22 protein-coding genes and 1 tRNA gene are annotated in these 23,513 nt (G+C 72.4%); 11 read left to right on the forward strand and 12 right to left on the reverse strand.

The genetic code is table 11. From position 1 onward, the window contains the following. Positions 1–19 precede the first annotated feature (19 nt). Positions 20–589 (forward strand): hypothetical protein, encoded by a 570-nt coding sequence (locus F8568_RS39105; protein WP_151598664.1) that lies wholly within the window; start codon positions 20–22, stop codon positions 587–589. Positions 590–616: 27 nt separating this feature from the next. Here F8568_RS39105 and F8568_RS39110 read toward each other — a convergent pair whose 3' ends face one another. Together F8568_RS39110 and F8568_RS39115 are read right to left on the reverse strand one after the other, a co-directional pair. After that, complete coding sequence (locus F8568_RS39110; RefSeq protein ID WP_328601219.1) at positions 617–1,804, reverse strand: alpha/beta hydrolase; 1,188 nt, start codon at positions 1,802–1,804, stop codon at positions 617–619. A 169-nt stretch (positions 1,805–1,973) separates the two neighbouring features. Then, positions 1,974–3,122 carry a cystathionine gamma-synthase gene (locus F8568_RS39115; RefSeq protein ID WP_151598665.1) on the reverse strand — a complete coding sequence of 383 codons (1,149 nt, stop codon included), beginning with the start codon at positions 3,120–3,122 and terminating at the stop codon, positions 1,974–1,976. 157 nt (positions 3,123–3,279) lie between these two features. On the opposite strand from F8568_RS39115, the gene F8568_RS39120 reads away from it, so the two are divergent. Further along, entirely contained in the window at positions 3,280–5,439 is a 2,160-nt protein-coding gene (locus F8568_RS39120; protein WP_151598666.1) for an MMPL family transporter, read from the forward strand. A gap of 148 nt (positions 5,440–5,587) precedes the next feature. On the opposite strand, the gene F8568_RS39125 is transcribed toward F8568_RS39120, so the two are convergent. Both F8568_RS39125 and F8568_RS39130 read right to left on the reverse strand, forming a co-directional pair. Further along, a complete protein-coding gene (locus F8568_RS39125) occupies positions 5,588–6,271 on the reverse strand; it encodes a hypothetical protein (protein ID WP_151598667.1) in 684 nt (227 codons plus the stop codon). Positions 6,272–6,472: 201 nt separating this feature from the next. Beyond that, positions 6,473–7,861 carry a cystathionine beta-synthase gene (locus tag F8568_RS39130; RefSeq protein WP_151598696.1) on the reverse strand — a complete coding sequence of 463 codons (1,389 nt, stop codon included), beginning with the start codon at positions 7,859–7,861 and terminating at the stop codon, positions 6,473–6,475. Between the two features lie 186 nt (positions 7,862–8,047). Here F8568_RS39130 and F8568_RS39135 point away from each other — a divergent pair, with 186 nt between their 5' ends. The 3 genes from F8568_RS39135 (at position 8,048) to F8568_RS39145 (ending at position 10,911) form a co-directional block, all read left to right on the forward strand. After that, positions 8,048–9,067: an SGNH/GDSL hydrolase family protein gene (locus F8568_RS39135; protein ID WP_151598668.1), complete on the forward strand. Its 1,020-nt coding sequence runs from the start codon at positions 8,048–8,050 to the stop codon at positions 9,065–9,067. A gap of 197 nt (positions 9,068–9,264) precedes the next feature. Further along, entirely contained in the window at positions 9,265–10,485 is a 1,221-nt protein-coding gene (locus F8568_RS39140) for an acetyl-CoA C-acetyltransferase (RefSeq protein WP_151598669.1), read from the forward strand. 198 nt (positions 10,486–10,683) lie between these two features. After that, positions 10,684–10,911 (forward strand): DUF4287 domain-containing protein, encoded by a 228-nt coding sequence (locus tag F8568_RS39145; protein WP_151598670.1) that lies wholly within the window; start codon positions 10,684–10,686, stop codon positions 10,909–10,911. Positions 10,912–11,101: 190 nt separating this feature from the next. Here F8568_RS39145 and F8568_RS39150 read toward each other — a convergent pair. Continuing rightward, a tRNA-Leu gene (locus F8568_RS39150) sits at positions 11,102–11,174 on the reverse strand. Positions 11,175–11,282: 108 nt separating this feature from the next. Beyond that, entirely contained in the window at positions 11,283–12,632 is a 1,350-nt protein-coding gene (locus F8568_RS39155; protein WP_151598671.1) for an NAD(P)/FAD-dependent oxidoreductase, read from the reverse strand. A gap of 273 nt (positions 12,633–12,905) precedes the next feature. On the opposite strand from F8568_RS39155, the gene F8568_RS39160 reads away from it, so the two are divergent. Then, complete coding sequence (locus F8568_RS39160; RefSeq protein ID WP_151598672.1) at positions 12,906–13,526, forward strand: DUF4232 domain-containing protein; 621 nt, start codon at positions 12,906–12,908, stop codon at positions 13,524–13,526. A 33-nt stretch (positions 13,527–13,559) separates the two neighbouring features. On the opposite strand, the gene F8568_RS39165 is transcribed toward F8568_RS39160, so the two are convergent. Beyond that, positions 13,560–14,381, reverse strand: coding sequence for a uracil-DNA glycosylase (locus F8568_RS39165; protein ID WP_151598673.1), 822 nt, complete (start codon positions 14,379–14,381; stop codon positions 13,560–13,562). 107 nt (positions 14,382–14,488) lie between these two features. On the opposite strand from F8568_RS39165, the gene F8568_RS39170 reads away from it, so the two are divergent. After that, positions 14,489–15,235 carry a DUF2510 domain-containing protein gene (locus F8568_RS39170; protein WP_202125863.1) on the forward strand — a complete coding sequence of 249 codons (747 nt, stop codon included), beginning with the start codon at positions 14,489–14,491 and terminating at the stop codon, positions 15,233–15,235. Positions 15,236–15,260: 25 nt separating this feature from the next. Here F8568_RS39170 and F8568_RS39175 read toward each other — a convergent pair whose 3' ends face one another. From F8568_RS39175 to eno, 4 genes are all read right to left on the reverse strand, one after another. Next, positions 15,261–16,211 carry a Ppx/GppA phosphatase family protein gene (locus F8568_RS39175; RefSeq protein ID WP_151598675.1) on the reverse strand — a complete coding sequence of 317 codons (951 nt, stop codon included), beginning with the start codon at positions 16,209–16,211 and terminating at the stop codon, positions 15,261–15,263. Then, entirely contained in the window at positions 16,208–16,861 is a 654-nt protein-coding gene (locus F8568_RS39180) for a DUF501 domain-containing protein (RefSeq protein ID WP_151598676.1), read from the reverse strand. Before F8568_RS39180 ends, F8568_RS39175 begins: the two co-directional genes overlap by 4 nt. Before the next feature lie 104 nt (positions 16,862–16,965). Continuing rightward, positions 16,966–17,403 carry an FtsB family cell division protein gene (locus tag F8568_RS39185; protein WP_151598677.1) on the reverse strand — a complete coding sequence of 146 codons (438 nt, stop codon included), beginning with the start codon at positions 17,401–17,403 and terminating at the stop codon, positions 16,966–16,968. Between the two features lie 7 nt (positions 17,404–17,410). Further along, a complete protein-coding gene (eno, locus tag F8568_RS39190; RefSeq protein WP_151598678.1) occupies positions 17,411–18,697 on the reverse strand; it encodes a phosphopyruvate hydratase in 1,287 nt (428 codons plus the stop codon). 198 nt (positions 18,698–18,895) lie between these two features. Between eno and F8568_RS39195 the strand changes: the two genes are divergently transcribed. The 4 genes from F8568_RS39195 (at position 18,896) to F8568_RS39210 (ending at position 23,222) form a co-directional block, all read left to right on the forward strand. Then, entirely contained in the window at positions 18,896–19,945 is a 1,050-nt protein-coding gene (locus F8568_RS39195; RefSeq protein ID WP_151598679.1) for an ABC transporter substrate-binding protein, read from the forward strand. After that, on the forward strand, positions 19,942–20,745 hold the full coding sequence (locus F8568_RS39200; protein ID WP_151598680.1) for an ABC transporter ATP-binding protein: 804 nt from the start codon (positions 19,942–19,944) through the stop codon (positions 20,743–20,745). Before F8568_RS39195 ends, F8568_RS39200 begins: the two co-directional genes overlap by 4 nt. Continuing rightward, positions 20,735–21,673 carry an ABC transporter permease gene (locus F8568_RS39205; RefSeq protein ID WP_151598681.1) on the forward strand — a complete coding sequence of 313 codons (939 nt, stop codon included), beginning with the start codon at positions 20,735–20,737 and terminating at the stop codon, positions 21,671–21,673. Before F8568_RS39200 ends, F8568_RS39205 begins: the two co-directional genes overlap by 11 nt. 154 nt (positions 21,674–21,827) lie before the next feature. Further along, complete coding sequence (locus tag F8568_RS39210) at positions 21,828–23,222, forward strand: sensor histidine kinase (RefSeq protein ID WP_151598682.1); 1,395 nt, start codon at positions 21,828–21,830, stop codon at positions 23,220–23,222. A gap of 43 nt (positions 23,223–23,265) precedes the next feature. On the opposite strand, the gene F8568_RS39215 is transcribed toward F8568_RS39210, so the two are convergent. Continuing rightward, a complete protein-coding gene (locus tag F8568_RS39215; RefSeq protein WP_151598683.1) occupies positions 23,266–23,472 on the reverse strand; it encodes a hypothetical protein in 207 nt (68 codons plus the stop codon). Positions 23,473–23,513: the final 41 nt, after the last annotated feature.

A 23,513-nucleotide genomic window follows, 5' to 3' on the forward strand; every position in this document is an offset into this window, starting at 1 on the left:
CGAGGAATAGGGTCGGCACATGTCGACCTCCGACCACATCCTGCTCATCCTGCACATCGGGTTCGCGATCTTCACGCTGGGCCCGCTGACCGCCGCGACGATGTCCACGCCGCGCCACATCCGCAACCGGAACGCCACGGTGGTGCGGTACCTCAACCGGACGACCCAGATCTACGGCGCCGGCACGCTGCTGATCTTCCTGTTCGGGCTGTGGCTGGCGAAGGGCGAGCTCGCGCACGTGTGGCTGTCGGCGTCGATGACGCTGTTCATCGTCGCGCTGGTGCTGCTGCTGATCGTCGAGCGGGACCAGCGGAAGGCCGCGAAGCTGCTGGACGAGGCGGGCCCGGCGGCCGCTCCCGCCGCCGCGGCGCGGGCCGCCGAACCCGCCGCGGACGACGAGAAGGGCGACAAGGGCGAGCAGGCGGCCGAGGCGAAGGCCGGCGCGGCGAAGACCGCCGAGCAGGCACCCGTGGCCGGGACGGCCGCGGCCGAGATCGCGCCGGTGGAGCGCGGCCGGATCGCCGCCATCTCCGGCGTCATCGCGCTGATCTGGCTGGTGATCCTCGTCCTGATGGTCTGGAACGCGTGACGTCCCGCAGGGCGCGCCCCCGCGGGGTCAGGGGCGCGCCTTCGTGCGCGCCTTGATCCACTGCATGATCTCAGGCGTGATGCCGGGCACGTTCAGCATGTCCGAGGCGTGCATGACGCCCTGGACCGTCTGCACCTTCGCCGGGACGCCCACGGCGCGCAGCGCGCTCGCGAGGCCCTGGCTCTGCGCCACCGGCACGAAGTCGCCGGTGGCGTGCAGCAGCAGCATCGGCGCGTCCCCGGCGGAGGCGTGCGTGCTGCTGTCGGCGTCCTCGACGCGCTTCCAGCAGTTCGCGGCCTTCGGGGTCGCCTCCGCCGAGCCGGGCACGCAGTGGACGAGGTCGACGACGGCCTGGCGCAGCTTGCGCTGCCGGGACGAGGCGCCGGTCAGCGCGCCGTCCTTGTAGGCCAGGAACGGGTTGTTCGGCGGCGACAGCGCCACGACGCCGCGCACGAGGTCCGTGCCGGTCCCGTGGGTGCCGATCTGCGTCGCGAGCTGCCCGCCGGACGACGAGCCGAGCACCACGATGCGGTCGGGGTCGAGGTTCCAGGTGCGGGCGTGCCGCTTCATGAAGCGCAGGGCGCCGAGCGCGTCGTCGCGCTGCGCGGGCCACTGCGCCTTCGGCGCGAGCCGGTAGTTCGCCGACAGGACGACGTAGCCGGCGTCGCTGAGCTTGCGCGCGAAGTACTTCCAGCTGTCCTTGCTGCCGCCCAGCCAGTAGCCGCCGTGGATGATCAGGACGCCGGGCCTGGCGGCGCTCTGCGCGGCTCCGGCGGCTCCGGCGGTGTTGCGCCCGGCGCCGCGGGCCTTGGCCCGCTGGGCCGGCGTGGGCTGCCAGTAGGCGTCGACGCGCTGGCTCACGGCCGGCCCGTAGTTGTACGTCGCGAACCGCGGGAGCTTCGGGGTCACCATGACGGCCTTGGCGCGGACGACGCCGTCGGTCCCGCCGCCGCCCGAGGTCTGCGGTTCCCCGTCGGGGGCCTGCGACGACGGCGTGCCGGACGGTGATTCAGTGCCGGGCGCGCCGCTTCCGGACGGGCCGGTGGGGGTCTGCGAGCCGGGGGCGTCCGTGGGGACGTCCGACGGGGCCGACACCGACGGCGCCGGCGCTGTCGGGCTCGGCCCGGGAGTGGTGGCCTGGGCGGCCATCGGCACGGCTACGGCGGAGACACACGTCGCGGCGAACGCCGCCCCACTGACCAGTACTTTGCGCACCCCGGGCCCTTTCGTGAACGAACCTGGCGGGCTGAGTATAGATGTTTGATCAATTCCCGTGCGGGAAGCATGGGGCGTTCGGGGTTTTGCTCCGCCGGCACGGCGACGCCCCCGTCCGCTCGGGCGGGGGCGTTTCCGCAGTTCTCCGCGGTTCTTCGCGGATGGAACGTTACACCAGGGCAAGCTCCAGATCCCGGAGCAGATCGTCCGCGTCCTCGATGCCGACCGACAGCCGGACCAGGTCGGCCGGGACCTCCAGCGGCGACCCGGCGGCCGAGGCGTGCGTCATCCGGCCCGGGTGCTCGATGAGCGACTCGACGCCGCCGAGCGACTCGCCGAGCGTGAACAGCTTCGTCCGCTCGCAGACCCGGACGGCGGCCTCCTCCGACTCCATCCGGAACGAGACCATGCCGCCGAACCCCCGCATCTGCTTGGCGGCGACCTCGTGGCCGGGGTGGTCGGGCAGCCCCGGGTACAGCACCTGCCGGACGGCGGGGTGCCGGGTCAGCATCTCGGTGACCTTCCCGGCGTTGGCGCAGTGCCGGTCCATCCGGACGCCGAGCGTCTTGATCCCGCGCAGCGTCAGCCAGGCGTCGAACGGACCCGCGACGGCGCCCATCGCGTTCTGGTGGAACGCCAGGCGCTCGCCGAGCCCACCGTCCGCGACGACCAGCGCCCCGCCGACGACGTCGGAGTGCCCGCCCATGTACTTGGTGGTGGAGTGGACCACGACGTCCGCTCCGAGCTCCAGGGGCCGCTGCAGGTACGGCGAGGCGAAGGTGTTATCGACGGCGAGCAGCGCGCCCGCGTCGTGCGCGATGCCCGCCAGCATGGCGATGTCGGCGATGCCGAGCAGCGGGTTCGTCGGCGTCTCCACCCAGATCAGCTTCGTCTCGGGACGGATCGCCGCGCGCACCGCCGCCGCGTCCCCGAGCGGCACCGGGTCGAACGACACGCCCCACGGCTCGGCGACCTTCGCGAACAGCCGGTAGGTGCCGCCGTAGGCGTCGTTCGGGATGATCACATGGTCGCCGGGCCGGCAGACGGTGCGGATGAGGGCGTCCTCCGCGGCGAGCCCCGACGCGAACGCCAGCCCGCGCGCCCCCGACTCGATCTCGGCGAGGCATACCTCCAGCGCGGTACGCGTCGGATTGGCCGATCGGGAGTACTCGTAGCCGCCGCGCAGCCCCCCGATCCCGTCCTGCTTGTACGTGGAGACCTGGTAGATCGGCGGGACGACCGCCCCCGTGGCGGGGTCGGGCTCCTGTCCCGCGTGGATGGCCAGGGTCTCGAACCCCCGGTGAACCTCGTTGTCCATGGGTACGAGGCTATCCACCCGGCACCCCTCCTCTGGGAGGAGGAACTCCCCCGCAGGTATCAGCCCCCATTTCAGCACGCGGGTTGACCCCAAGAGCGCGCGCGTTCCCTACCGTTTAACCAGTATCCCGAGATGACCCTTTATCTAAGGAAGACGCATGTTCGCTCGGCTCGCGCGCTTCGTCGTGAGACACCCATGGTGGACCATCGTGGCCTGGCTGGTGGCCGCGGGTCTCATCATCACGCTGTCCCCCAAGCTGTCCACCGAGTCCGACCAGGGCGACTTCCTGCCCTCCAAGTACGAGTCGGTCCAGGCGGCCAAGATCGCCCAGAAGGCGTTCCCCCAGCAGGAGGACACCTCCTCCATCGTCGTCGTCAAGCGCTCGGACGGAGGGAAGATCACCCCGGCCGACACCCGGGTGATCGACAAGGCCGCCGCGTCCCTGAACGCGCACAAGCCGGCCACCGTGCTGAACTTCCTCACCGGCCCGCAGCTGGTGGCGCCCAACAAGGCCGTCCAGGTCATCTCCGTCCCGATGAAGGGCACCGACCAGGCGGCCGGCGAGAAGCAGGGCGACGCGGTCAAGGAGATACGCAAGCAACTGCCGGGGCTGCTGAAGGCCGGCGGCCTCGAGGCCAAGGTCGGCGGTGACGTCGCCGGCTTCGTCGACAACGAGGACTCGTTCAACAAGTCCTTCGAGATCGTCGGCATCGCCACCTTCGTACTGATCATCGGGCTGATCCTGGTGATCTTCCGGGCCCCGATCGCGGCGGTGCTGCCGATCGTGGTGATCATGCTGACGATGCAGGTCGCGATGGGCCTCATCGGCACCGCCTCGAAGCTGTTCAACTTCTCCGGCGACGACAGTCTCAGCACCATCATCCTCATCGTGCTGTTCGGCATCGGCGCCGACTACTACCTGTTCGTGATGTTCCGGTTCCGCGAGCGGCTGCGCGCCGGCGAGGACAAGAAGACCGCGATGATCAACGCGGTGGAGCGGGTCGGCGAGGTCATCTCCTCGGCCGCCGCCGCCATCGCCGTCACCTTCCTGGTGCTGCTGCTCGCGACGTTCGGCGTGTTCAGCGCCTGGGGCCCGGCCCTGGCGATCTCCGTCGTCACCATGGGCATCACCTCGCTGACCCTGTTCCCGGCGATCGTGTCGCTGCTCGGCACCGCGGTGTTCTGGCCGTCCAAGGCCTGGAAGAAGCAGCCCAAGGAGCGGGTCTCCGGCGCGATCGGCCGCGGCGTCGGCCGGCACCCGGCGGTCGCCGCGCTCGCCGCGGGCGGCGTCATGGTCGTGCTCGCCATCGGCGCGCTCGGCTTCAAGTCCGACTACGACTTCGCCGCCGGGTTCCCGCAGGACACCGAGTCGGCGCAGGCCACCAAGGACATGGAGCGGGGCTTCCCGCCCGGCCTCACCCAGCCCGTCCAGGTGTTCATCAAGAGCGACAACGGGCAGCCGGTCGGCAAGCAGGCGATCGCCGAGTTCTCGAAGAAGGCCGAGACCGCGCCCGGCGTCGGGCGCGTCAACCCGGCCGAGCCGGGCAAGAACGGCGTCGTCCGGGTCGACCTGGTGCTGAAGAAGAACCCGGCCTCCAACGACGCGATCAGCCTGGTCAAGAACGACCTGGCGCCCGCCGTGCACAAGATCGAGCCGCCCGGCACCCGCGCCTACGTCGGCGGCCAGACCGCGATCTTCGCCGATATCAACGCCGTCAACAACCGCGACCTGTCGGTGATCCTGCCGGTGGCGGCGGTGCTGATCGCGCTGATCCTCGGGCTGCTGCTGCGGTCGGTGGTCGCGCCGATCTACCTGGTCGTGGCGGTGCTGCTCGGCTTCGCCTCCACGCTCGGCTCCGCGGTGTACGTCTTCCAGTACGCCCAGGGCAAGGAAGGCGTGATCTTCCAGCTGCCGATCATCCTCTACCTGTTCGTGCTGGCCATCGGGACCGACTACAACATCCTGATGACCGCGCGGCTGCGCGAGGAGGCCAAGGAGGGGCACTCCCCCCGGGAGGCGGCGTCGCGCGCCGTCCGGCACGGCGGCCCGACGGTCGCCGCGGCGGGCCTCATCCTGGCCGGCACCTTCTCGGTGATGCTGCTGGCGCCGGTGTCCATGCTCAAGCAGATGGGCTTCTCCGTCGCGATGGGCATCGCGCTGTCGGCCTTCGTGATGTCGACGTTCCTGGTGCCGGGCATCACCGCGATGCTGGGCCACCGGGCCTGGTGGCCGGGCCACGGCGACGAGCCGGAGAAGAAGCTCGGACGCCCCGACCCGATGCAGGACCAGTACGTCGGCACGGGCTACCCGTCCTAGGACGGCAGCCCTCGCAGACGCCGGATTGCGGGGCCCCGGTCAGAAATGCCGCCCACGGGCCGCGGCCTCGCAATCCGGTTCCCTCCAAGGCGAAGCGCCGGAGACCATCAAGGTCTCCGGCGCTTCGCCGCGTCCGGGGCCGGTCGCGTCAGGACGCCGCGGGTGTGATCGTCAGCGGTTCGCCGATCTGGACGGTGCCGGAGTAGGTGTAGGTGTCGGTGATCTGCACGCCGGGGCAACTGGTCGGGGCGACGAGCGACAACGGGGCGCTCAGGGTCAGCGTGCGGGTGGAGTTCGTGTACATCATCGGCACCCGGTAGTGGTTCGGGGCCGAGGCGACCCCGGGCGGCTGCAGGACCAGCATGCAGGTGTTGGACGACAGGGTCTGCGCGAGGAGGGCGGGGATCTGCGGGGCGCTCGTATCGATGTCGAGGTAGCCCGTCACGCGGCCGGCGGCAGCGTCGTAACCGGTGCCGTACAGCAGGTCGGCGTTGTGCAGGACCCGGTAGGCGTCGCCGAACCTCAGCGTCAGGCCGTTCCCGTCGGTGCAGTCGATGTAATAGTCGTCCAGCAGGCCGATCCGCTGGCCGGTTGTGCGGCCCGGGGTGACACTGCTCCTGAAGGTCAGGCCGGTCGAGCAGGTGATCCTGGCGCCGGTCCGGTCGTTGGTCAGGACGGCGGTACCGCTCGTACCGTGCACCTCGGTCGCGCCTCCCGCGGACACGGTCCAGGAGGCGGCTGGTTCCACCGACGCCCGGGCGGTGGCGGTGACGCCCAGGACGGCGGCCGCCGCCGCGGCGATGGTCAAGGCACGGGACATCGGACTGGGCATGGCGATCCTCTCCTCAGCCCGCGGACGCGCGGGCATGTCCGTCCGCTGCGCGCGGGTTCGCGAAGCCGGCGGCTCTAAGAGCGACTCAGCCCGGCGTCCAGTGACATCGGTACACCTGTTGTGACGCATGTCTCACTGGCGGAGCCCGAGGACGACCGGTGGTCCGGCCGTCCCCGGGCTCCGGTGGCACGGGGCGAGGGGTCAGCTGTTCGGGTCGGCCAGGTAGGCGAGGAGGTCCTGGCGGGTGATCAGGCCCTTCGGCTTGCCGTCCACGAGGACGACGGCCGCGCCCGACTTCTCCAGGACGCCGACGGCCTTGCTCACCGGCTCGCCGGAGCCGATCGTCGGCAGCGGCGGGGACATGTGCGCCTCGACCGCGTCCACCAGGCCGGAGCGCTCCTTCACCAGGACGTCGAGCAGCTCGCTCTCCACGACCGAGCCGATCACCTCGGCCGCCATCACCGGCGGCTCCTCCTTCATCACCGGCAGCTGCGACACCTCGTACTCGCGCATGATCGAGATGGCGGTCTGCACGCTCTCGTGCGGGTGGACGTGCACGAACTCCGGCAGCGCCCCGCCCTTGCGGGTGAGCACCTCGTCCACGCGGGCCTCTTCGGTGGAGGACGGCAGGAAGCCGTAGTCCTCCATCCAGCTGTCGTTGAAGATCTTGCTGAGGTAGCCCCGGCCGCCGTCGGGCAGCAGGACGACGATGACCGCGTCCGGGCCGGCCTCGGCGGCCACGCGCAGGGCGGCGACGACCGCCATCCCGCAGGAGCCGCCGACGAGCAGCGCCTCCTCGCGGGCGAGGCGGCGGGTCATCAGGAAGGAGTCCTTGTCGGAGACCGCGATGACGTCGTCGCAGATGTCGCGGTCGTAGGTCTCCGGCCAGATGTCCTCGCCGACGCCCTCGGTCAGGTAGGGGCGGCCCGAGCCGCCCGAGTACACCGAGCCCTCCGGGTCGGCGCCGATGATCTTCACGCGGCCGCCGGAGACCTCCTTGAGGTACCTGCCGGTGCCGCTGATCGTGCCGCCGGTGCCGATGCCCGCGACGAAGTGGGTGATGCGCCCCTCGGTCTGCTCCCACAGCTCCGGGCCGGTCGTCTCGTAGTGCGACACCGGGTTCTGCGGATTGGTGTACTGGTTCGGCTTCCACGCTCCGGGGATCTCGGCGGCGAGCCGGTCGGAGACCGAGTAGTAGGAGTCGGGGTGCTCCGGCGAGACGGCCGTCGGGCACACGACGACCTCCGCGCCGTACGCGCGCAGCACGTCGACCTTGTCCTTGGCGACCTTGTCAGGGCAGACGAAGACGCACTTGTAGCCGCGCTCCTGCGCGACGATCGCCAGCCCGACGCCGGTGTTGCCGGACGTCGGCTCGACGATCGTCCCGCCGGGCTTCAGCGCGCCGGACTTCTCCGCGGCGTCGATCATCCGGACCGCGATGCGGTCCTTCACCGAGCCGCCGGGGTTGAAGTACTCCACCTTGGCCAGCACCTGCGGGCCGCGCTCGCCGGGCGAGCCGCCGGTCACCTTGCGCAGCCGAACGAGAGGGGTGTTGCCCATCAGCTCGACGAGCGAGTCGTGTACGTGCACCGCGACGTCCTTGTCGTTCAGTGAGTCGGAATTCAACGTGTGGCGCGCCTGTTTCAGCAGTGTGTGACGCTGGGTGACCGGCGCGCCGTCGGGGGTGCCCCAGGAACGACGGTAGCCGAGATCGGCCGTCGCGGGCATCGAACGGCCCCGGCAGGGGTACAACTCAATCACGGAGGGTCAACGAACATGCTGAGAGCGTTCACGGCGCGCCGGATCGCGGCGGCCGCGGCCTACGGAGGCGGGGGCATCACGGCCCTCGGCGGCATCACGTTCGGGCTGCTCGTGGCGGAGGCCAAGCTCGCCCGCAAGATCATCCAGGCGACGCCGAACGGGGATCCACCGGTGGCGGACGGCCTGTACGGCGAGGCGTTCGCCGGCCCTCCGCTGTCCCTGGTGATGCTGGGCGACTCGACCGGGGCGGGGCTCGGCGTGCACACCGCGGAGGAGACGCCGGGGGCGGTGCTGGCGGCGGGGCTGGCGGCGATCGCGGAGCGCCCCGTCCGGATGACGAACGTGGCGCGCTCGGGCGCCCGGTCCGCCGAGCTGGCGGGCCAGACCGACCGGGCGCTGCAGGTCCGCCCGGACCTCGCCGTCATCATGATCGGCTCGAACGACGTGACGGGCCGGGTGTCGCCCGGCACGTCCGTGCGGTACCTGTCGGACGCGGTGGTGCGGCTGCGCGCGGCGGGCTGCGAGGTGGTGGTCGGCACCTGCCCCGACCTCGGCACGATCAAGCCGCTGATGCAGCCGCTGAGGTGGATCGCTCGGCGGGCGAGCCGGCAGCTGGCCGCGGCGCAGACGATCGCGGTGGTGGAGCAGGGCGCGCGGTCGGTGTCGCTCGGCGACCTGCTGGGCCGCGAGTTCGCCGCGGACCCGATCTCGATGTTCAGCGAGGACCGCTACCACCCGTCGGCGCGGGGCTACGCCGCCGCCGCGGCGGCCGTGCTGCCGTCGATGGCGCACGCGCTCGGCCTGGAGCCGGACCTGGAGGCACTGCCCGATCCGCGGCTCGGCGAGGGCGTGCTGCCGGTGTACCTGGCGGCGGCCGAGGCCGCGGAGGTGTCCGGCACGGAGGTGTCGGGCGCGTCCGTCGCGGGCCGCGACCGGGGTCCCCGGGGGCGGTGGGCGCGGCTGCTGCGCCGCCGCGCCGCGCCGTCGGCCGACACCCCGCCGCCGTCCACGACCGTCGCGCCGGACATCGCCTGACGCGCCGGGAGTCGCCGGGATTCCACCCGCGGGTGCGCAAGCGGACACTTATTGGACTCACCGTCAACACAGCCGGGGGCCCGGGTTGCGCGCGGGGGCGGCGCGGGAGCTAGATTGCTGGTGACCGGCGAGTAACACCGTCCGCGGCGACGGTCGCGCCGGGTCCGGAGACGGCCGCTGAGACAGGAGACCCGCACATGCCCGAGGCAGTCATCGTCGCCACCGCGCGCTCGCCCATCGGACGCGCCTTCAAGGGGTCGCTGAAGGACATCCGGCCCGACGACCTCACCGCCCAGATGATCACCGCCGCGATGGCGAAGATCCCGCAGCTCGACCCGTCGCAGATCGACGATCTGCTGCTCGGCTGCGGGCTGCCCGGCGGCGAGCAGGGCTACAACATGGCCCGCGTCGTGTCGGTGCTGCTCGGCTGGGACAACGTGCCCGGCGCGACCATCACCCGGTACTGCTCGTCCTCGCTGCAGACGACCCGGATGGCGCTGCACGCGATCAAGGCCGGCGAGGCGGACGTGATCGTCTCGGCCGGGGTGGAGACCGTCAGCCGGTTCGCCAAGGGCAGCAGCGACGGGCTGCCCGACACCCAGAACCCGGTGTTCGCCGACGCGCAGGCCCGCACCGCCAAGTCCGCCGAGGGCGGCGCCGGCGTGTGGCACGACCCGCGCCAGGACGACCAGGTCCCCGACATCTACATCGCGATGGGGCAGACCGCCGAGAACGTCGCCGGGATGCGCGGCGTCAGCCGGCAGGCGCAGGACGAGTTCGGCGTCCGCTCGCAGAACCTGGCGGAGAAGGCCCTCGCCAACGGGTTCTGGGAGAAGGACATCACCCCCGTCACCCTGCCCGACGGCACCGTGGTGGCCAAGGACGACGGCCCCCGGCCCGGCACCACCTACGAGAAGGTGTCGCAGCTCCAGCCGGTGTTCCGCCCGGACGGGACGGTCACCGCCGGCAACTGCTGCCCGCTGAACGACGGCGCCGCCGCGGTCGTCATCATGAGCGACACCAAGGCCGCCGAGCTCGGCCTCACCCCGCTGGCCCGGATCGTGTCGACCGGCGTCACCGGCCTGTCCCCCGAGATCATGGGCCTCGGCCCGGTGGAGGCGTCCCGCAAGGCCCTCGCCAAGGCCGGCATGACCATCGGCGACATCGACCTCGTCGAGATCAACGAGGCGTTCGCCGCGCAGGTGCTGCCGTCCGCCGAGGACCTCGGCATCGACCTCGACAAGCTGAACGTCAACGGCGGCGCGATCGCGGTCGGCCACCCGTTCGGCATGACCGGCGCCCGGATCACCTCCACGCTGGTGAACTCGCTGAAGTTCCACGACAAGCAGTTCGGGCTGGAGACCATGTGCGTCGGCGGCGGCCAGGGCATGGCGATGGTCGTGGAGCGGCTCTCCTGACGAGCGGCCCCCTGCGGCCCCGCGTCGGCCCGTACCGAGCGCTCCGGCGCCGGTGCGGGCCACCTGCGCGTTTTCCGGAGGACTTCCCCGTTACGAATGATCTACGTAACGTAAAAGATAGGTCCCCGTTAGGGGGTTGTCACATACGGGCCGGTGTTGCAGAGTGCCAGGAAGAGCCCCGCGACCTGGAGGTGCCAATTGTCACTGAACCACTCGCCGGAGACGCACAGCAAGCTGATCGCCCGCATCCCGTTGGTCACAGGACGTGACCTCCCCGAGTGGTTCTCCACGATCGAGAACGGTCCCTCTTTCACCCGCTGCGAGGAACGGAGCAGCTGGCTGGCCGACGAGCACAACCTCTCGCACGGCTACGCCGCCGCTCTCGTCCGCGAGCACGAGCGGGCGCGCCGCGCGCGCCACTACTGAACGCGCTGCGCGAGCCGCCGGACAACCGCATACGGTCGAACTCCATACGGACCTGGTGGGATCCCGCCAACGGACGCCCCCGCCGTCGTGCCGCTGCGCGCGAGCAGCCGCCACGACCCTGGCGCAGAGATCCCACGCGCGATCAGCCCCTCGCCGGCCGCGGCGAGGGGCTGATCGATGCGCGCGCGGGTGCCCCTGGTCGGACTCGAACCGACACAATGGCTCTTTTAGGGAGCCCGCCTCTGCCATTGGGCTACAGGGGCGGCGTCATCATACCGGGGCGGCGCCCCGCGACACGGCCTTGCGGACGCGTCCCGGGGCGCGTGCCGCCGAGCGGGCGCCCGGGGCCGGCACCGCGCTGACCAGGGCTCCTAGTTGTCCTCGGTGGTCCGGCCCGCGGCGAGCTCGAACTCCTGCCGCGGCCACTCCAGCTCGCCCAGCGAGACGATCTCGCGCCGGAAGAACAGCGCGAGCGTCCAGTCCGCGGTGATGCGGAGCTTCCGGTTGACGGTCGGCATCCGCGACAGGTGGTAGGTGCGGTGCATGACCCACGCGGGCAGCCCGCGCAGCTTCAGCCCGTAGACGTTCGCGACGCCCTTGTGCAGGCCGAGGCTCGCGACGGACCCGACGTACTTGTGCTCGTAGGGCTTGCGGGGCCTGCCGCGCAGGTCCGCGACGATGTTGTCGCCCAGCCGCTTGGCCTGCCGCACCGCGTGCTGCGCGTTCGGCGCGGTGAACTCGGCGAAGCCGGACCGGTCCGGGACGGCCGCGTTGTCCCCGGCCGCGTAGACGCCGTCGAGGCCCTCGACGGTCAGCTCGTCGGTCGTCTTGATCCGGCTCTTGTCGTCCAGCGGCAGGTCACTGGCCTTGACGACGGGGTGCGGCTTCACGCCGGCGGTCCAGACGAGGGTGTCGGCGTCGAACTCCTCGCCGTCGCTCAGCACGATGTGCCGCTGCTCCGCGGACTTCAGCATCGTCTTCAGCTTCACCTCGATGCCGCGGCGGCGCAGCGCCTCGGTCGTCCACCGGCCCATCTCGGGGCCGACCTCCGGCAGGATCCGGTCGGTCGCCTCGACCATCATCCAGCGCATGTCGGACGCGTCCAGGTCCGGGTAGATCTTGCACGCGTCGCGGGCCAGGTCCTCCAGCTCGGCGAGCGCCTCGATGCCGGCGAACCCGGCGCCGACGAACACGAACGTCAGGGCCCGCCGCCGCACCTCCTCGTCGCCGGGGTTGGCCGCGGCGATGTCGAGCTGGTGCAGCACGTGGTTGCGCAGGAAGATGGCCTCCTCGACGGTCTTGAAGCCGATCCCGCAGTCGGCGAGGCCCGGGACGGGCAGCGTGCGGGAGATCGAGCCGAGCGCCACCACGAGCAGGTCGTAGCCGATCGTCCGCTCCGGCACCCCGGCGGTCCGCGTGCCGGCCGGGCGGAGGGTCACGCTGCGCGAGGCGTGATCGATCTTCGTGACGTAGCCCGTGACGATCCGGCAGCGCGGCAGGACGCGGCGCAGCGGCGCGACGACGTGCCTCGGCTCCAGGTTCCCGGCCGCCGCCTCCGGCAGGAACGGCTGGTAGGTCATGTAGGACTGGGGGTCGATGACGGTGACGGCGATCTCGCCGCGCCGCAGCTCGCCGCGCAGCCGCTTCTGCAGCCGCAGGGCCGTGTACATGCCGACGTAGCCGCCGCCGACGATCACGATGTGCTTGCGCTCGGAAGGCATAACGGGACCGATACCCGCATACGCCAATGGATCACGCCGAACGCGTCACAGCGGAAAGATCGTCCAACGGCGCGAACTTCCCCGGACGGCCCGGCATCTCACCGTACGTACCCACCAGAGAGAGGACGGACCGGGACAGGGCCGGACGGGGGCGCCAAGCGACCTCGGCGATGACCGGGAACAGGGGCCGGCCATCACCCACCAGAGGCCCGCTTGGCCAAGGCCCTGCCCCACCGTCGACGACTCCCGCCACCGCGAAGGGGATGCGCGAGCATGCAACGAATCATCTGGGGAACTCTGGCCGCCGCCGCACTGGCCGCTGCCCTCACCGGATGCGACGCCAGTTTCAGCGCCAGCCCCAGCTCGTCCACCGAGAACGCCGGATCGTCACACAGTAGCGCACCCGCGGGGGGAAGCGGGACCTCGACGACGTCCGGAAGCGGCACCGGAGCGCGCCCGCACGGCGCCTCCGGGACGCGGCACTGCACGACCTCCGACCTCCACGCCTCCGCGTACGCCAACGGCGACCCGGGCGCGGGGCAGCGGTACGGAACGCTCCAGCTGACCAACAACTCCGGGACGGCCTGCACGACCGGCGGCTGGTCGGGGCTCGGCCTCGTCAACGCGAGCGGCGCGCTGCCGACGAAGGTCGTCCGCGAGGGCACCGCCCGCACGATCACGATCCCGGCCGGCGCGTCCGCCTACGAGCAGCTGCACTGGGGTGTCATCCCCGGCGACGGCGACGACCAGGGCGCCCAGTGCCAGCCCACCGCCAGGGCGCTGCACATCATCCCGCCGAACCAGACGACGCACCTCAGCGTGAACTGGATCGGCGGCCCGGTCTGCCAGCAGGGCCAGATCCGCCTCACGCCGATCAAGCTCGGCAAAATGTGACCCGCCGCCGCCCGGACACGGCGCTGGTAGGCGCTAGTCGTAGTCGCGGGCGCGTACGAAGACCGCGTCGAGCATGTCCTCGGTGACCCGGCCGGTGAAGGTGTTCTGCTGGCTCGGGTGGTAGCAGCCGAGCAGCAGCACCGGATCCCGGCGGGCCGCCGACGGCGGCGGCGCCAGCTCGACCTCCGCGCCGTGCCCGAACTTCGGGCGCGGCCGCGGCACGTCGTACCCCGCCTGCTTCAGCGCGGGCCACACGCCCTGCCAGGCGAACCCGCCCAGGCACACGATGCAGCGGACGCTCCGCGCGACGTCCTCGACCTCGCGCGCCAGCCATGGCAGGCACGTCGTGCGCTCCAGCGGCGTCGGCTTGTTGTCGGGCGGCGCGCACCGCACGGTCGCGGCCATCCGCGCGCCGATCAGCCGCTGCCCGTCGCCCGCGTGCACGCTCGTGGCCTGCGCCGCCAGCCCCACCCGGTGCAGCGACGCGAACAGCCAGTCGCCCGACCGGTCGCCGGTGAAGATCCGCCCGGTGCGGTTGCCGCCGTGCGCCGCCGGCGCCAGCCCGACGATGAGGACGCGCGGCTCCGGGTCGCCCCAGCCGGGGATCGGCCGCCCCCAGTACTCCTCGGCGGCGAACGCGCGGCGCCGCTCCACCGCGACCTTCTCCCGCCACGCCACCAGCCGGTCGCACGCCCGGCAGACCGACTGCCGCGCGCACAGCTCCGCGAGGTCCGGCGCGCCGGCGGCGAGCTCGATCACCTCGCCGGCGCCGTGCGCGACGGGCGTGTCCGGGGCGGCGGGGTCATCGGGCCATCCCGTCCCAGGTGGCACGTAGGGCGCGCGCGCATCGGTCATGCCGTCGATCCTCGCACGCCCCGGCGACGGCCCTCGGTACGATGCGGTTCCGCCGGTCGGGGGCGCGGGGCGTCCGGCGTTGCGCCATTGCCGAGCGGAGGCATGCCTTGTCGCAACCGGGCTGGTATCCCGACCCCTACGGAACCGGCAGCCTGCGCTGGTGGGACGGCCGGACCTGGACCGACCGGCTCAACCCCGAGCCCGACCGGCCGCCGCGTCCTCGCACGTCAGAGCAGGGGTACCGGCAGCAGCCCGACCCGTACGCCGGGTACGGGGGGCAGCCCTCGTGGGGCGGGCCGCCCGCCCTGCAGGGCGTCGCGGCCACCGTGCACGGGGTGCGCCTGGAGGCCGACGAGCGGGGCGTCGCCTACGGGCAGGCGGCGCTGGCGTGGCCGCACGTCGAGTGGGTCGCCTACTGGGCCGCGCAGATCGCGGCCGGATCCGGCCAGGCGCCCGGCACCCGGTGGATCTTCCAGGCCGGCCGCTACCCGTTCTACGGCGGCCCGCGCGTCGAGGTCGTCATCGAGGCGGGCGGGACGGTCGAGCCGGAGACGGTCTGGGGGCGACTGATCCAGTTATGCCAGGCCTGCGCGGAGCCGCGGCTGGTCGCCGAGCTGGCCGGGCATGTGCGGGCCGGCGAGTCGGTGGACGTGGCGCAGGGCCTCACCGTGCATCCGGGCGGCGTGCGCGGCGACCGGGTGTCGCTGAGCTGGGCGTCGATCTCCGGTGCCGTCGTCGACGGCGGCCGGGTCTGGATCCGGCAGGCCGGCAGCCCCTCGCCGGTCCTGTACGTCCCGCAGCAGAACCCGAACGCGGTGCTGATCCCCGCGCTGCTGTCCGCCCTGAAGGGCTGACCGGGGCCGGCCGGGGGCGCGGGCGTCAGACCAGCGACCAGGCGATCCCGTCAAGGATGTCGCGCTCGCTGACCACGACCGCGCCGAACCCGTACTCCCGCATGATCCGGTCCAGGATCAGCGCGCCCGCACCGATCACGTCCACCCGGCCCGGGTGCATGACGCCGATCTCGGCGCGCTCGGCCCGCGTCGCGTGCAGCAGCCGCCGGGTCACCTCGTGCACCTGCGCGGCGGTGACGCGGGACAGGTGGATCCGGGCCGAGTCGTACTCCGGCAGGTCCATCGCGATGCCGGAGACCGTCGTGACGGACCCGGCGAGCCCGACCAGCGTGCGCGCCTCGTCGACCGGGACCGTCCGGCGCACCTCGGCGAGCGCGGCGTCGACGTCGGCGACCGTGTTGGAGATCTGCTCCGGGGACGGCGGGTCGCCGTCGCGCAGATGCCGCTCGGTCATCCGGACGCAGCCGATGTCGACCGACCGGGCCGCCTCGACCGCGGAGGCGCCGAGCACGAACTCGGTGGACCCGCCGCCGATGTCGACGACCAGGTAGGGGCGGGCCGGGCGCAGCGCGGCGAGCTCGCGGGTGGCGCCGGTGAACGACAGCTCCGCCTCCTCGTCCCCGCTGATCACCTCGGGGACGACGCCGAAGATGTCGACGACGCCGCTGACGAAGTCGGCCCGGTTCGCGGCGTCGCGGGTGGCGCTGGTGGCGACCACCCGGGTCTTGATCGGATCCTCGCCGGCCTCCTCGCCGTGCCGCTCGATCAGCTCGGCGTACCCGCGCATCGCGGTGAACGTCCGCTCCAGCGCGGCGGGCGACAGCCGGCCCGTCTCGTCGACGCCCTCGCCGAGCCGGACGATCTCCATCCGCCGCTCGACGTCGGTGAGCGTGCCGCCGTCCGGCCCGGCGGCGATGTCGGCGATCAGCAGGCGGACCGAGTTGGTCCCGCAGTCGATGGCGGCGACGCGCGTCACTTGGCCTCCTCGGCGTCGGGAACGTCTTCGGGGGCGGGGCACACGCAGGGGCCGGAGCGCCACCACTCGGGCAGCGCCGCCAGCGCCTCGCGGCCGAACGGGTTGCCGCCCGGCACCGCCAGCTCGTGCGCGACCAGGGCGTGCAGGCACTTCACCCGCTCGGGCATCCCGCCCGCGCTCTGCATCCCCTCCGGCAGCGGCTCGATGCCGTCCTCGCGGGCGGCCTCGCCGCGGCGCCGCAGGTAGTCCTCGTGGGCGGCGGTGTACTCGGCCTTCAGCGCCGGGTCGCCGGCGAGCCGCGCCTGCATCTCGCGCATGGCGCCGCTGCCCTCCAGCGTGCCGATCGCCGACGCCGCCTTCGGGCAGGTCAGGTAGAACAGCGTCGGGAACGGGGTGCCGTCGGGCAGCCGCGGCGCCGTCTCCAGCACCGCCGGCAGCCCGCACGGGCAGCGGTAGGCGACCCCGCGGATGCCGCGCGGCTCGCGGCCGAGCTGCGCCGCCACCGCCGCGACGTCCCGCTCGGACGCCGGTTCAGACGCCGGCTCGCGCGCCGGGGCCGCCGCCCCGACCGTCCGGGCCGTCGCGGCGGTCCCGGTCCCGGCCCTGGGGAGCGCTCCCCCGGATGCCCCTGTGCAACGTTCGTCGATCATTCGTCCCCACCCGCGGATCCCGCGATCCGTGTCGGCCTGCCGCGCCGCCGGCCGTCCGCGCCCGGCCCCACCCGCCGGTCGCGGCCGCCCGCCGCGGAACGGGATCAGCGCGGCCTGTCGGCGGTCTCCACCGACCGCCACAACGTCTCATACCACGGCGGCCGGCTCGCCGGACCGTCGCTGCGGGCCTTGCGCCCGTCTTCCCCTCCGCCGTCCAGCACGATGTAGCACGTCACGTCCGGACGGCAGTAGTGGAGCCTTCGCGTCGCCTCACGCTCAATGTACGACTTGTCCCCCAGTTGCCGCTTGCGTTGGGCGAGTTCGTCCACCTTTTTACGTGCGGCGGCCTGCTCGCGCTGGAGATCGGAGATCTCCTTGCGCTGCGCGATGTACTCGCGCACAGGGTAGGCGAGGCTCAGCGCGATCGCGCACATCACCACCGCGAGGATCGCGGCGCGGCCGGTCAGCGCCGGGCTGGTGCGGCACGCGCCGTCCCCCGGGGAGTCCTCTCCCCGGGGGTCGTCCCGCTCGTCCCGGGACATCGGCCCGTCAGGCGCCCTGCGCGGCGAAGCGCGGGAACGCGGCGGCGCCGGCGTAGCGGGCCGCGTCGTCCAGCAGCTCCTCGATGCGCAGCAGCTGGTTGTACTTGGCGACGCGGTCGCTGCGGGCCGGGGCGCCGGTCTTGATCTGGCCGCAGTTGGTCGCGACGGCGAGGTCGGCGATCGTGGTGTCCTCGGTCTCGCCGGACCGGTGGCTCATCATGCAGCGGTAGCCGCTGGTCTGCGCGAGCGACACCGCGTCGAGCGTCTCGCTGAGCGTGCCGATCTGGTTGACCTTGACCAGCAGCGCGTTCGCGGCGCCGGCCTCGATGCCGCGGCCGAGCCGCTCGGGGTTGGTGACGAACAGGTCGTCGCCGACGATCTGGACGCGGTCGCCGACGGCGGCGGTGAGGCCCTCCCAGCCCGTCCAGTCCTCCTCGTCGAGCGGGTCCTCGATGGAGACGAGCGGGTAGTTGCCGAGCAGCTCGCCGTAGTAGGCGGCCATGTCGTCGGACGAGCGCTTGGTGCCCTCGAAGGCGTACTGGCCGTCGGCGTGGAACTCGCTGGCGGCGACGTCGAGGGCGAGCGCGATGTCGCGGCCGGGGGTGAAGCCGGCCTTGCCGATCGCCTCGACGATCAGGTCGAGCGCGTCGCGGTTGCTCGGCAGGTCGGGCGCGAAGCCGCCCTCGTCGCCGAGGCCGGTGTTCAGCCCGCGCGACTTCAGCACCGACTTCAGCGCGTGGTAGGTCTCGGCGCCCCAGCGCAGCGCCTCGGCGAAGGTCGCCGCGCCGATCGGCGCGATCATGAACTCCTGGACGTCGACGTTGCTGTCGGCGTGCGCGCCGCCGTTCAGGATGTTCATCATCGGGACGGGCAGCAGGTGCGCGTTCGGGCCGCCGACGTAGCGGAACAGCGGCAGCCCGGCGGAGTCGGCGGCGGCCTTGGCGACGGCGAGACTGACGCCGAGGATCGCGTTGGCGCCGAGCTCGGACTTGGCCGGCGTGCCGTCCAGGTCGATGAGCAGCTGGTCGATCAGACGCTGGTCGGAGGCGGGGTAGCCGACGAGCTTCTCGTCGATGGTCTCGTTGACGGCCTTGACGGCCTTGCGGACGCCCTTGCCGCCGTACCGCTCGTCCTTGTCGCGCAGCTCGACGGCCTCGAACTGCCCGGTGGAGGCGCCGCTCGGGACGGCGGCGCGGGCCTCGGTCCCGTCGGCGAGCAGTACCTCGACCTCGACGGTCGGATTGCCGCGGGAGTCAAGGATCTCCCGGGCGAGTACGGCCTCGATGGACGACACGGGCAACCCCCTGGTGGTACGGGACAGATGGTGCGGTCACCGAGCCTATCCCGCGCGCCCCCCGGGCCGCCCAACTGGCTCGCCGTTCGGCGGCGGCCGCCGTTACACGACCGTGCCGCGCAAGCGACTTGACGGAATCATTGCCGACCTTATCTACTAAGCACGTCAAACACACATGATAAGTAGGGATAAGTGACAATGCATCGCAGACTCCGATGGCGCGCGGCGGCCGCGGCACTGATCGTCCTGGCCGGCGCGGGGACGCTCGGTGCCTGCGGCGACGATGGCGGCGACGGGAAGTCCGGTGCGGACGCCCAGCTCAGGCTCGGGTACTTCCCGAACATCACGCACGCCACCGCGCTCGTCGGCGTCGAGAAGGGGATCTTCGCCAAGCACCTCGGCAAGGCGCCGAAGACCGCGACCTTCAACGCCGGGCCCGCCGCCGTCGAGGCGCTGTTCTCCGGCGCGCTCGACGCGACCTTCGTCGGCCCGAACCCGTCCATCAACGCCTGGGCGCAGTCCCACGGCAAGGCGGTGCACATCATCTCCGGCGCGGCGTCCGGCGGCGTCTCGCTGATCGTCAAGCCGGGGATCAAGAGCGCCCAGGACCTCAAGGGCAAGAAGATCGCCACCCCGCAGCTCGGCAACACCCAGGACGTCGCCGTCCGCTACTGGCTCAAGCAGCAGGGCCTCACCGCGAACAAGGACGGCAGCGGCGACGTCAAGATCGTCCCGCAGGAGAACGCGCAGACCCTGCAGACCTTCCAGCAGGGCACCATCGACGGCGCCTGGGTCCCCGAGCCCTACGCCTCCCGGCTGATCCTCGAGGACAAGGGCGTCAAGCTGCTGGACGAGGCGTCGCTGTGGCCCGGCGGCAAGTTCGTCATCACCAACCTGATCGTCAGCCAGGAGTTCGAGAAGAAGCACCCGGACGAGGTGAAGAAGCTCCTGGAGGGCGTCGTCGAGGCCACCGACTACATCAACCAGAACAAGGCCGACGCCGAGAAGGTCACCAACGACGCGCTCACCAAGCTGAGCGGCAAGCCGCTCAAGCAGGACGTCCTGGACTCCGCGTTCAAGTCGATCACCTTCACCGTCGACCCGGTCGCCTCCTCGCTGACCGCGGGCGCCCAGCACGCCGAGCAGATCGGGCTGCTGCAGAAGACGGACCTGAACGGGATCTACAGCCTCGGCCCCCTCAACGACGTGCTCAAGGCGAGCGGGAAGGCACAGGTCAGCGACAAATGACAGAGGCCGTTACGGCCGCCCCGAGCCGGACCGCGGCAGCGGTCCGGCTCCGTGGCGTCTCCAAGGCGTTCGGATCCGGCAAGACCAGGCTGCTCGCGCTCGACCAGGTGTCGCTGGACGTCGCGCCCGGCGAGTTCGTCTGCCTGCTCGGCGCGTCCGGATGCGGCAAGAGCACGCTGCTGAACCTCGTCGCCGGGCTCGACAAGGTCAGCGCCGGGACGATCGACACCGAGGACGCGCGGGTCGCGCTGATGTTCCAGGAGCCCGCGCTGTTCCCGTGGCTGACCGTCACCGCGAACATCGAGCTGGCGCTGAAGATGCGCGGCGTCCCCCGCGCCGGGCGGCGGCCCCGCGCCGCCGAGCTGCTCGACTCGGTGCACCTCGGCGGGTTCGCGCGCAAGCGCCCGCACCAGCTGTCCGGCGGCATGCGCCAGCGCGTCGCGCTCGCCCGCGCCCTGGCCCTCACCGAGGACGACACCGACGGCGGGCAGGGCACCGTGCTGCTGATGGACGAGCCGTTCGGCGCCCTCGACGCGATGACCCGCGACCTGCTGCACGACGAGATCGAGCGGATCTGGCGGCAGCGCGCCCTGTCGGTGCTGTTCGTCACGCACAACGTCCGCGAGGCCGTCCGGCTCGGCGACCGGGTGGTGCTGCTCAGCAGCCGGCCGGGGCGGGTCGTCGAGGAGTTCCCCGTCCCGATGGACCGGCCGCGCCGGATCGACTCCACCGAGGTGGCCTCGCTCGCCGCCGCCATCACCGATCGGCTGCGCGAGGAGGTCGGACGCCATGGCGCATGACACGACCAGCAGGAACGACGCCCCGCCGCCCGACACCGCGCCCGGCACCGCCGCGGACACCGCCGCGGGCGAGGCGCCGGCGGCCGACCGGCTGAACCGCGAGCTCGCCGGCCTCGACGCGCTGGAGCTCGGCGGCGGCACCGGCCGGCGGCTGGCGCAGCGGACCTGGTCCGCCGCCTGGCCGATGCTCGCCGCCGTCGTGATCGCGCTGCTGGCCTGGCAGGCGGTCGTGTGGAGCGGCTGGAAGGAGCCGTGGGTGCTGCCCGGCCCCCGCGACACCTTCCCGGTGCTGTGGGACCAGGTCACCTCGTCGCGGTTCTGGAAGGCCGTCGCGCTGACGATGCGGCGCGCGATCATCGGGTTCGCGCTGTCGATCGCGGTCGGCGTCGTCATCGGCGGGCTCGTGTCGCAGTTCCGGGTGCTGCGCCGCGCGTTCGGCTCGCTGATCACCGGGCTGCAGACGATGCCGTCGATCGCCTGGTTCCCGCTCGCCATCCTGCTGTTCAAGCTGAGCGAGAGCGCGATCCTGTTCGTGGTGGTGCTCGGCGCGGCGCCGTCCATCGCCAACGGGCTGATCGCGGGCGTCGACTACACCCCGCCGATCCTGCTGCGCGCCGGGAAGGTGATGGGGCTGCGCGGGCTCCTGCTGTACCGGCACCTGGTGCTGCCCGCGTCGCTGCCGTCGTTCATCGCGGGGCTCAAGCAGGGCTGGGCGTTCGCCTGGCGCAGCCTGATGGCCGGCGAGCTGCTGGTGATCATCGGCAGCACCACCTCGCTGGGCGTGCTGCTGTCGCAGGCCCGCGAGTTCAACAACACCGCCGACATGATCTCCTACATGATCGTCATCCTGGTGATCGGGATCGTCATCGACCAGCTGTTCGGGGTGCTGGACCGGGCCGTCCGCCGCCGCTGGGGGCTGGAGGACTGACGGGCAGGGGGCTGGCGGGGCGACCGATCTTTTACCCGCCGCCCACGGTCGCGTTTGCCCTGCTCAGGTAAGAAACACCGGGTATCGGCAACATACCCGGGAGGTCGTCATCGGTGTTCGGCTCCGCCGTGCCGCAGCGGTCCTGACCCGCTGGGTGTGGCGGGTCGCGCTGCACGGCTCGCGGGTCCGGTTCCGGGTGACGGTGACGGCGGCGCTCGCGGCGTTCCTGCTGTCCACCGTCCTGTACCTGATCTTCGCGGTGCTGATCAGGCAGGACGTGAAGGGCGACCTCGGCGAGGAGCTGTCCCGCGAGGGCCGGCGCATCTCCACGCTGATCCACGCCGGCGCGCTGCCGGTCCCGCGCATCTACCCGGTGGACGACACGCTCGCGCAGGTCGTCGACGGCCGGCACCGCGTCGTCGCGGCGAGCAGCGGGATGCAGGGCCGCCCGCCGCTGGCGTTCCCGCGCCCCCCGCCGGGCGACGACAGCCGCACCGGCCGCAGCTGCGCCGTCGACGCGCCCGGCGGGCCGTGCTTCCAGATCGTCGAGTACCGGGTGGGCCTCCCCGGGCCCGGCGAGCAGTTCGTCTACACGCTCGCGCCCGAGCCCGGCCTGTTCCCGCGGCCGCTGCTCGCGGCGCTGCTGGCGGTCGGCATCCCCGCCGTCACCGGGCTCGCCGGGTACGGGACGTGGCTGTCGGCGAGCCAGGCGCTGCGCTCGGTCGAGGCGATCCGCCGGGAGCTGGACGAGATCACCGCCACCGACATCCAGCGCCGCGTCCCCGTCCCGGGCCGGCGCGACGAGATCGCGGTGCTCGCCGACAGCATCAACGCCACCCTGGACCGGCTGGAGGAGGCGGTGGCCCGGCAGCGCGCGTTCGTCGTCGACGTCTCGCACGAGCTGCGCAGCCCCCTCGCCGGGCTCCGGATGGAGCTGGAGTTGGCGCTCGCCGACCCCGACGCCACCGACCTGCCCGACACGCTGCGCGCCCTGCTCAACAACACCGACCGGCTGGGGGCCGTCGTCGACGACCTGCTCGCGCTGGCCCGGCTGGAGGCCGACCGCAACTTCCCGCGCGAGGCCGTGGACCTGACCGAGCTGGCCGACCAGGAGGTGCTGCGCCGCCCCCGGCGCGCCCGGGTCACCGTCCTGTCGGAGGGCCCGGTGACGGTGGCCGGGGGGCGCTCCGAGCTGGCCCGGCTGCTCACCAACCTGATCGACAACGCCGACCGGCACGCGCGAGCCGCGGTCACCGTGATCGTCGGCGCCGAGGAGCCGGCGACCGCCGTCGTGGAGGTGATCGACGACGGCCTCGGCATCCACCCGGAGGACCGCGAGCGGGTCTTCGAGCGCTTCACCCGGCTCACCGAGGGCCGGCACCGCGACGCCGGCGGCACCGGCCTCGGCCTCGCCATCTCCCGCGACATCGCCGCCGCGCACGGCGGCTCGCTGGTCCTCGCCGACCGCCGCGCCGACGACGAGGGCGCCCGTTTCGTCCTGCGCCTGCCCAGGAAGGGCTCCGCCGGAACCCCCAGCCTCGGCCGGTAGGCGGACCGGGTCCCGCCGCGCATATTGGCCGCAGCCCGGGCGGCTACCCCTCGCCCAGTTCGTCGCGGAGGCGGTGGCGCTCGTTCTCCAGCGCCTCGATCTGCCCGCCGAGCTCCTCGCGGGCGGCGAGGTTCTGGCCGGCGTCGACGAAGTCGGTGGCGTCCGCCGACGGGGCCGGCAGCTCGGAGCGCAGCCGGGAGATGTTCGCGTCGAGGTCGCGGATGCGTGCGCGCTTCTCGTCGTCGTTCATGTGGATCTCCTAACGGGGGTTCTGTTCCGGGCTGCATGCCC

The organism is Actinomadura physcomitrii, from assembly GCF_008923205.2.
In the GTDB taxonomy this organism is placed as follows: Bacteria; Actinomycetota; Actinomycetes; order Streptosporangiales; family Streptosporangiaceae; genus Spirillospora; species Spirillospora physcomitrii.

Excerpts from the sequence above, each read along its gene's own strand:
- F8568_RS39105 (WP_151598664.1), top strand. The coding sequence starts at position 20 with ATGTCGACCTCCGACCACATCCTGCTCATCCTGCACATCGGGTTCGCG.
- F8568_RS39115 (WP_151598665.1), bottom strand. The coding sequence starts at position 3,122 with ATGGACAACGAGGTTCACCGGGGGTTCGAGACCCTGGCCATCCACGCG.
- F8568_RS39120 (WP_151598666.1), top strand. The coding sequence starts at position 3,280 with ATGTTCGCTCGGCTCGCGCGCTTCGTCGTGAGACACCCATGGTGGACC.
- F8568_RS39125 (WP_151598667.1), bottom strand. The coding sequence starts at position 6,271 with ATGCCCAGTCCGATGTCCCGTGCCTTGACCATCGCCGCGGCGGCGGCC.
- F8568_RS39135 (WP_151598668.1), top strand. The coding sequence starts at position 8,048 with ATGCTGAGAGCGTTCACGGCGCGCCGGATCGCGGCGGCCGCGGCCTAC.
- F8568_RS39140 (WP_151598669.1), top strand. The coding sequence starts at position 9,265 with ATGCCCGAGGCAGTCATCGTCGCCACCGCGCGCTCGCCCATCGGACGC.
- F8568_RS39155 (WP_151598671.1), bottom strand. The coding sequence starts at position 12,632 with ATGCCTTCCGAGCGCAAGCACATCGTGATCGTCGGCGGCGGCTACGTC.
- F8568_RS39160 (WP_151598672.1), top strand. The coding sequence starts at position 12,906 with ATGCAACGAATCATCTGGGGAACTCTGGCCGCCGCCGCACTGGCCGCT.
- F8568_RS39165 (WP_151598673.1), bottom strand. The coding sequence starts at position 14,381 with ATGACCGATGCGCGCGCGCCCTACGTGCCACCTGGGACGGGATGGCCC.
- F8568_RS39180 (WP_151598676.1), bottom strand. The coding sequence starts at position 16,861 with ATGATCGACGAACGTTGCACAGGGGCATCCGGGGGAGCGCTCCCCAGG.
- F8568_RS39185 (WP_151598677.1), bottom strand. The coding sequence starts at position 17,403 with ATGTCCCGGGACGAGCGGGACGACCCCCGGGGAGAGGACTCCCCGGGG.
- F8568_RS39195 (WP_151598679.1), top strand. The coding sequence starts at position 18,896 with ATGCATCGCAGACTCCGATGGCGCGCGGCGGCCGCGGCACTGATCGTC.
- F8568_RS39200 (WP_151598680.1), top strand. The coding sequence starts at position 19,942 with ATGACAGAGGCCGTTACGGCCGCCCCGAGCCGGACCGCGGCAGCGGTC.
- F8568_RS39205 (WP_151598681.1), top strand. The coding sequence starts at position 20,735 with ATGGCGCATGACACGACCAGCAGGAACGACGCCCCGCCGCCCGACACC.
- F8568_RS39215 (WP_151598683.1), bottom strand. The coding sequence starts at position 23,472 with ATGAACGACGACGAGAAGCGCGCACGCATCCGCGACCTCGACGCGAAC.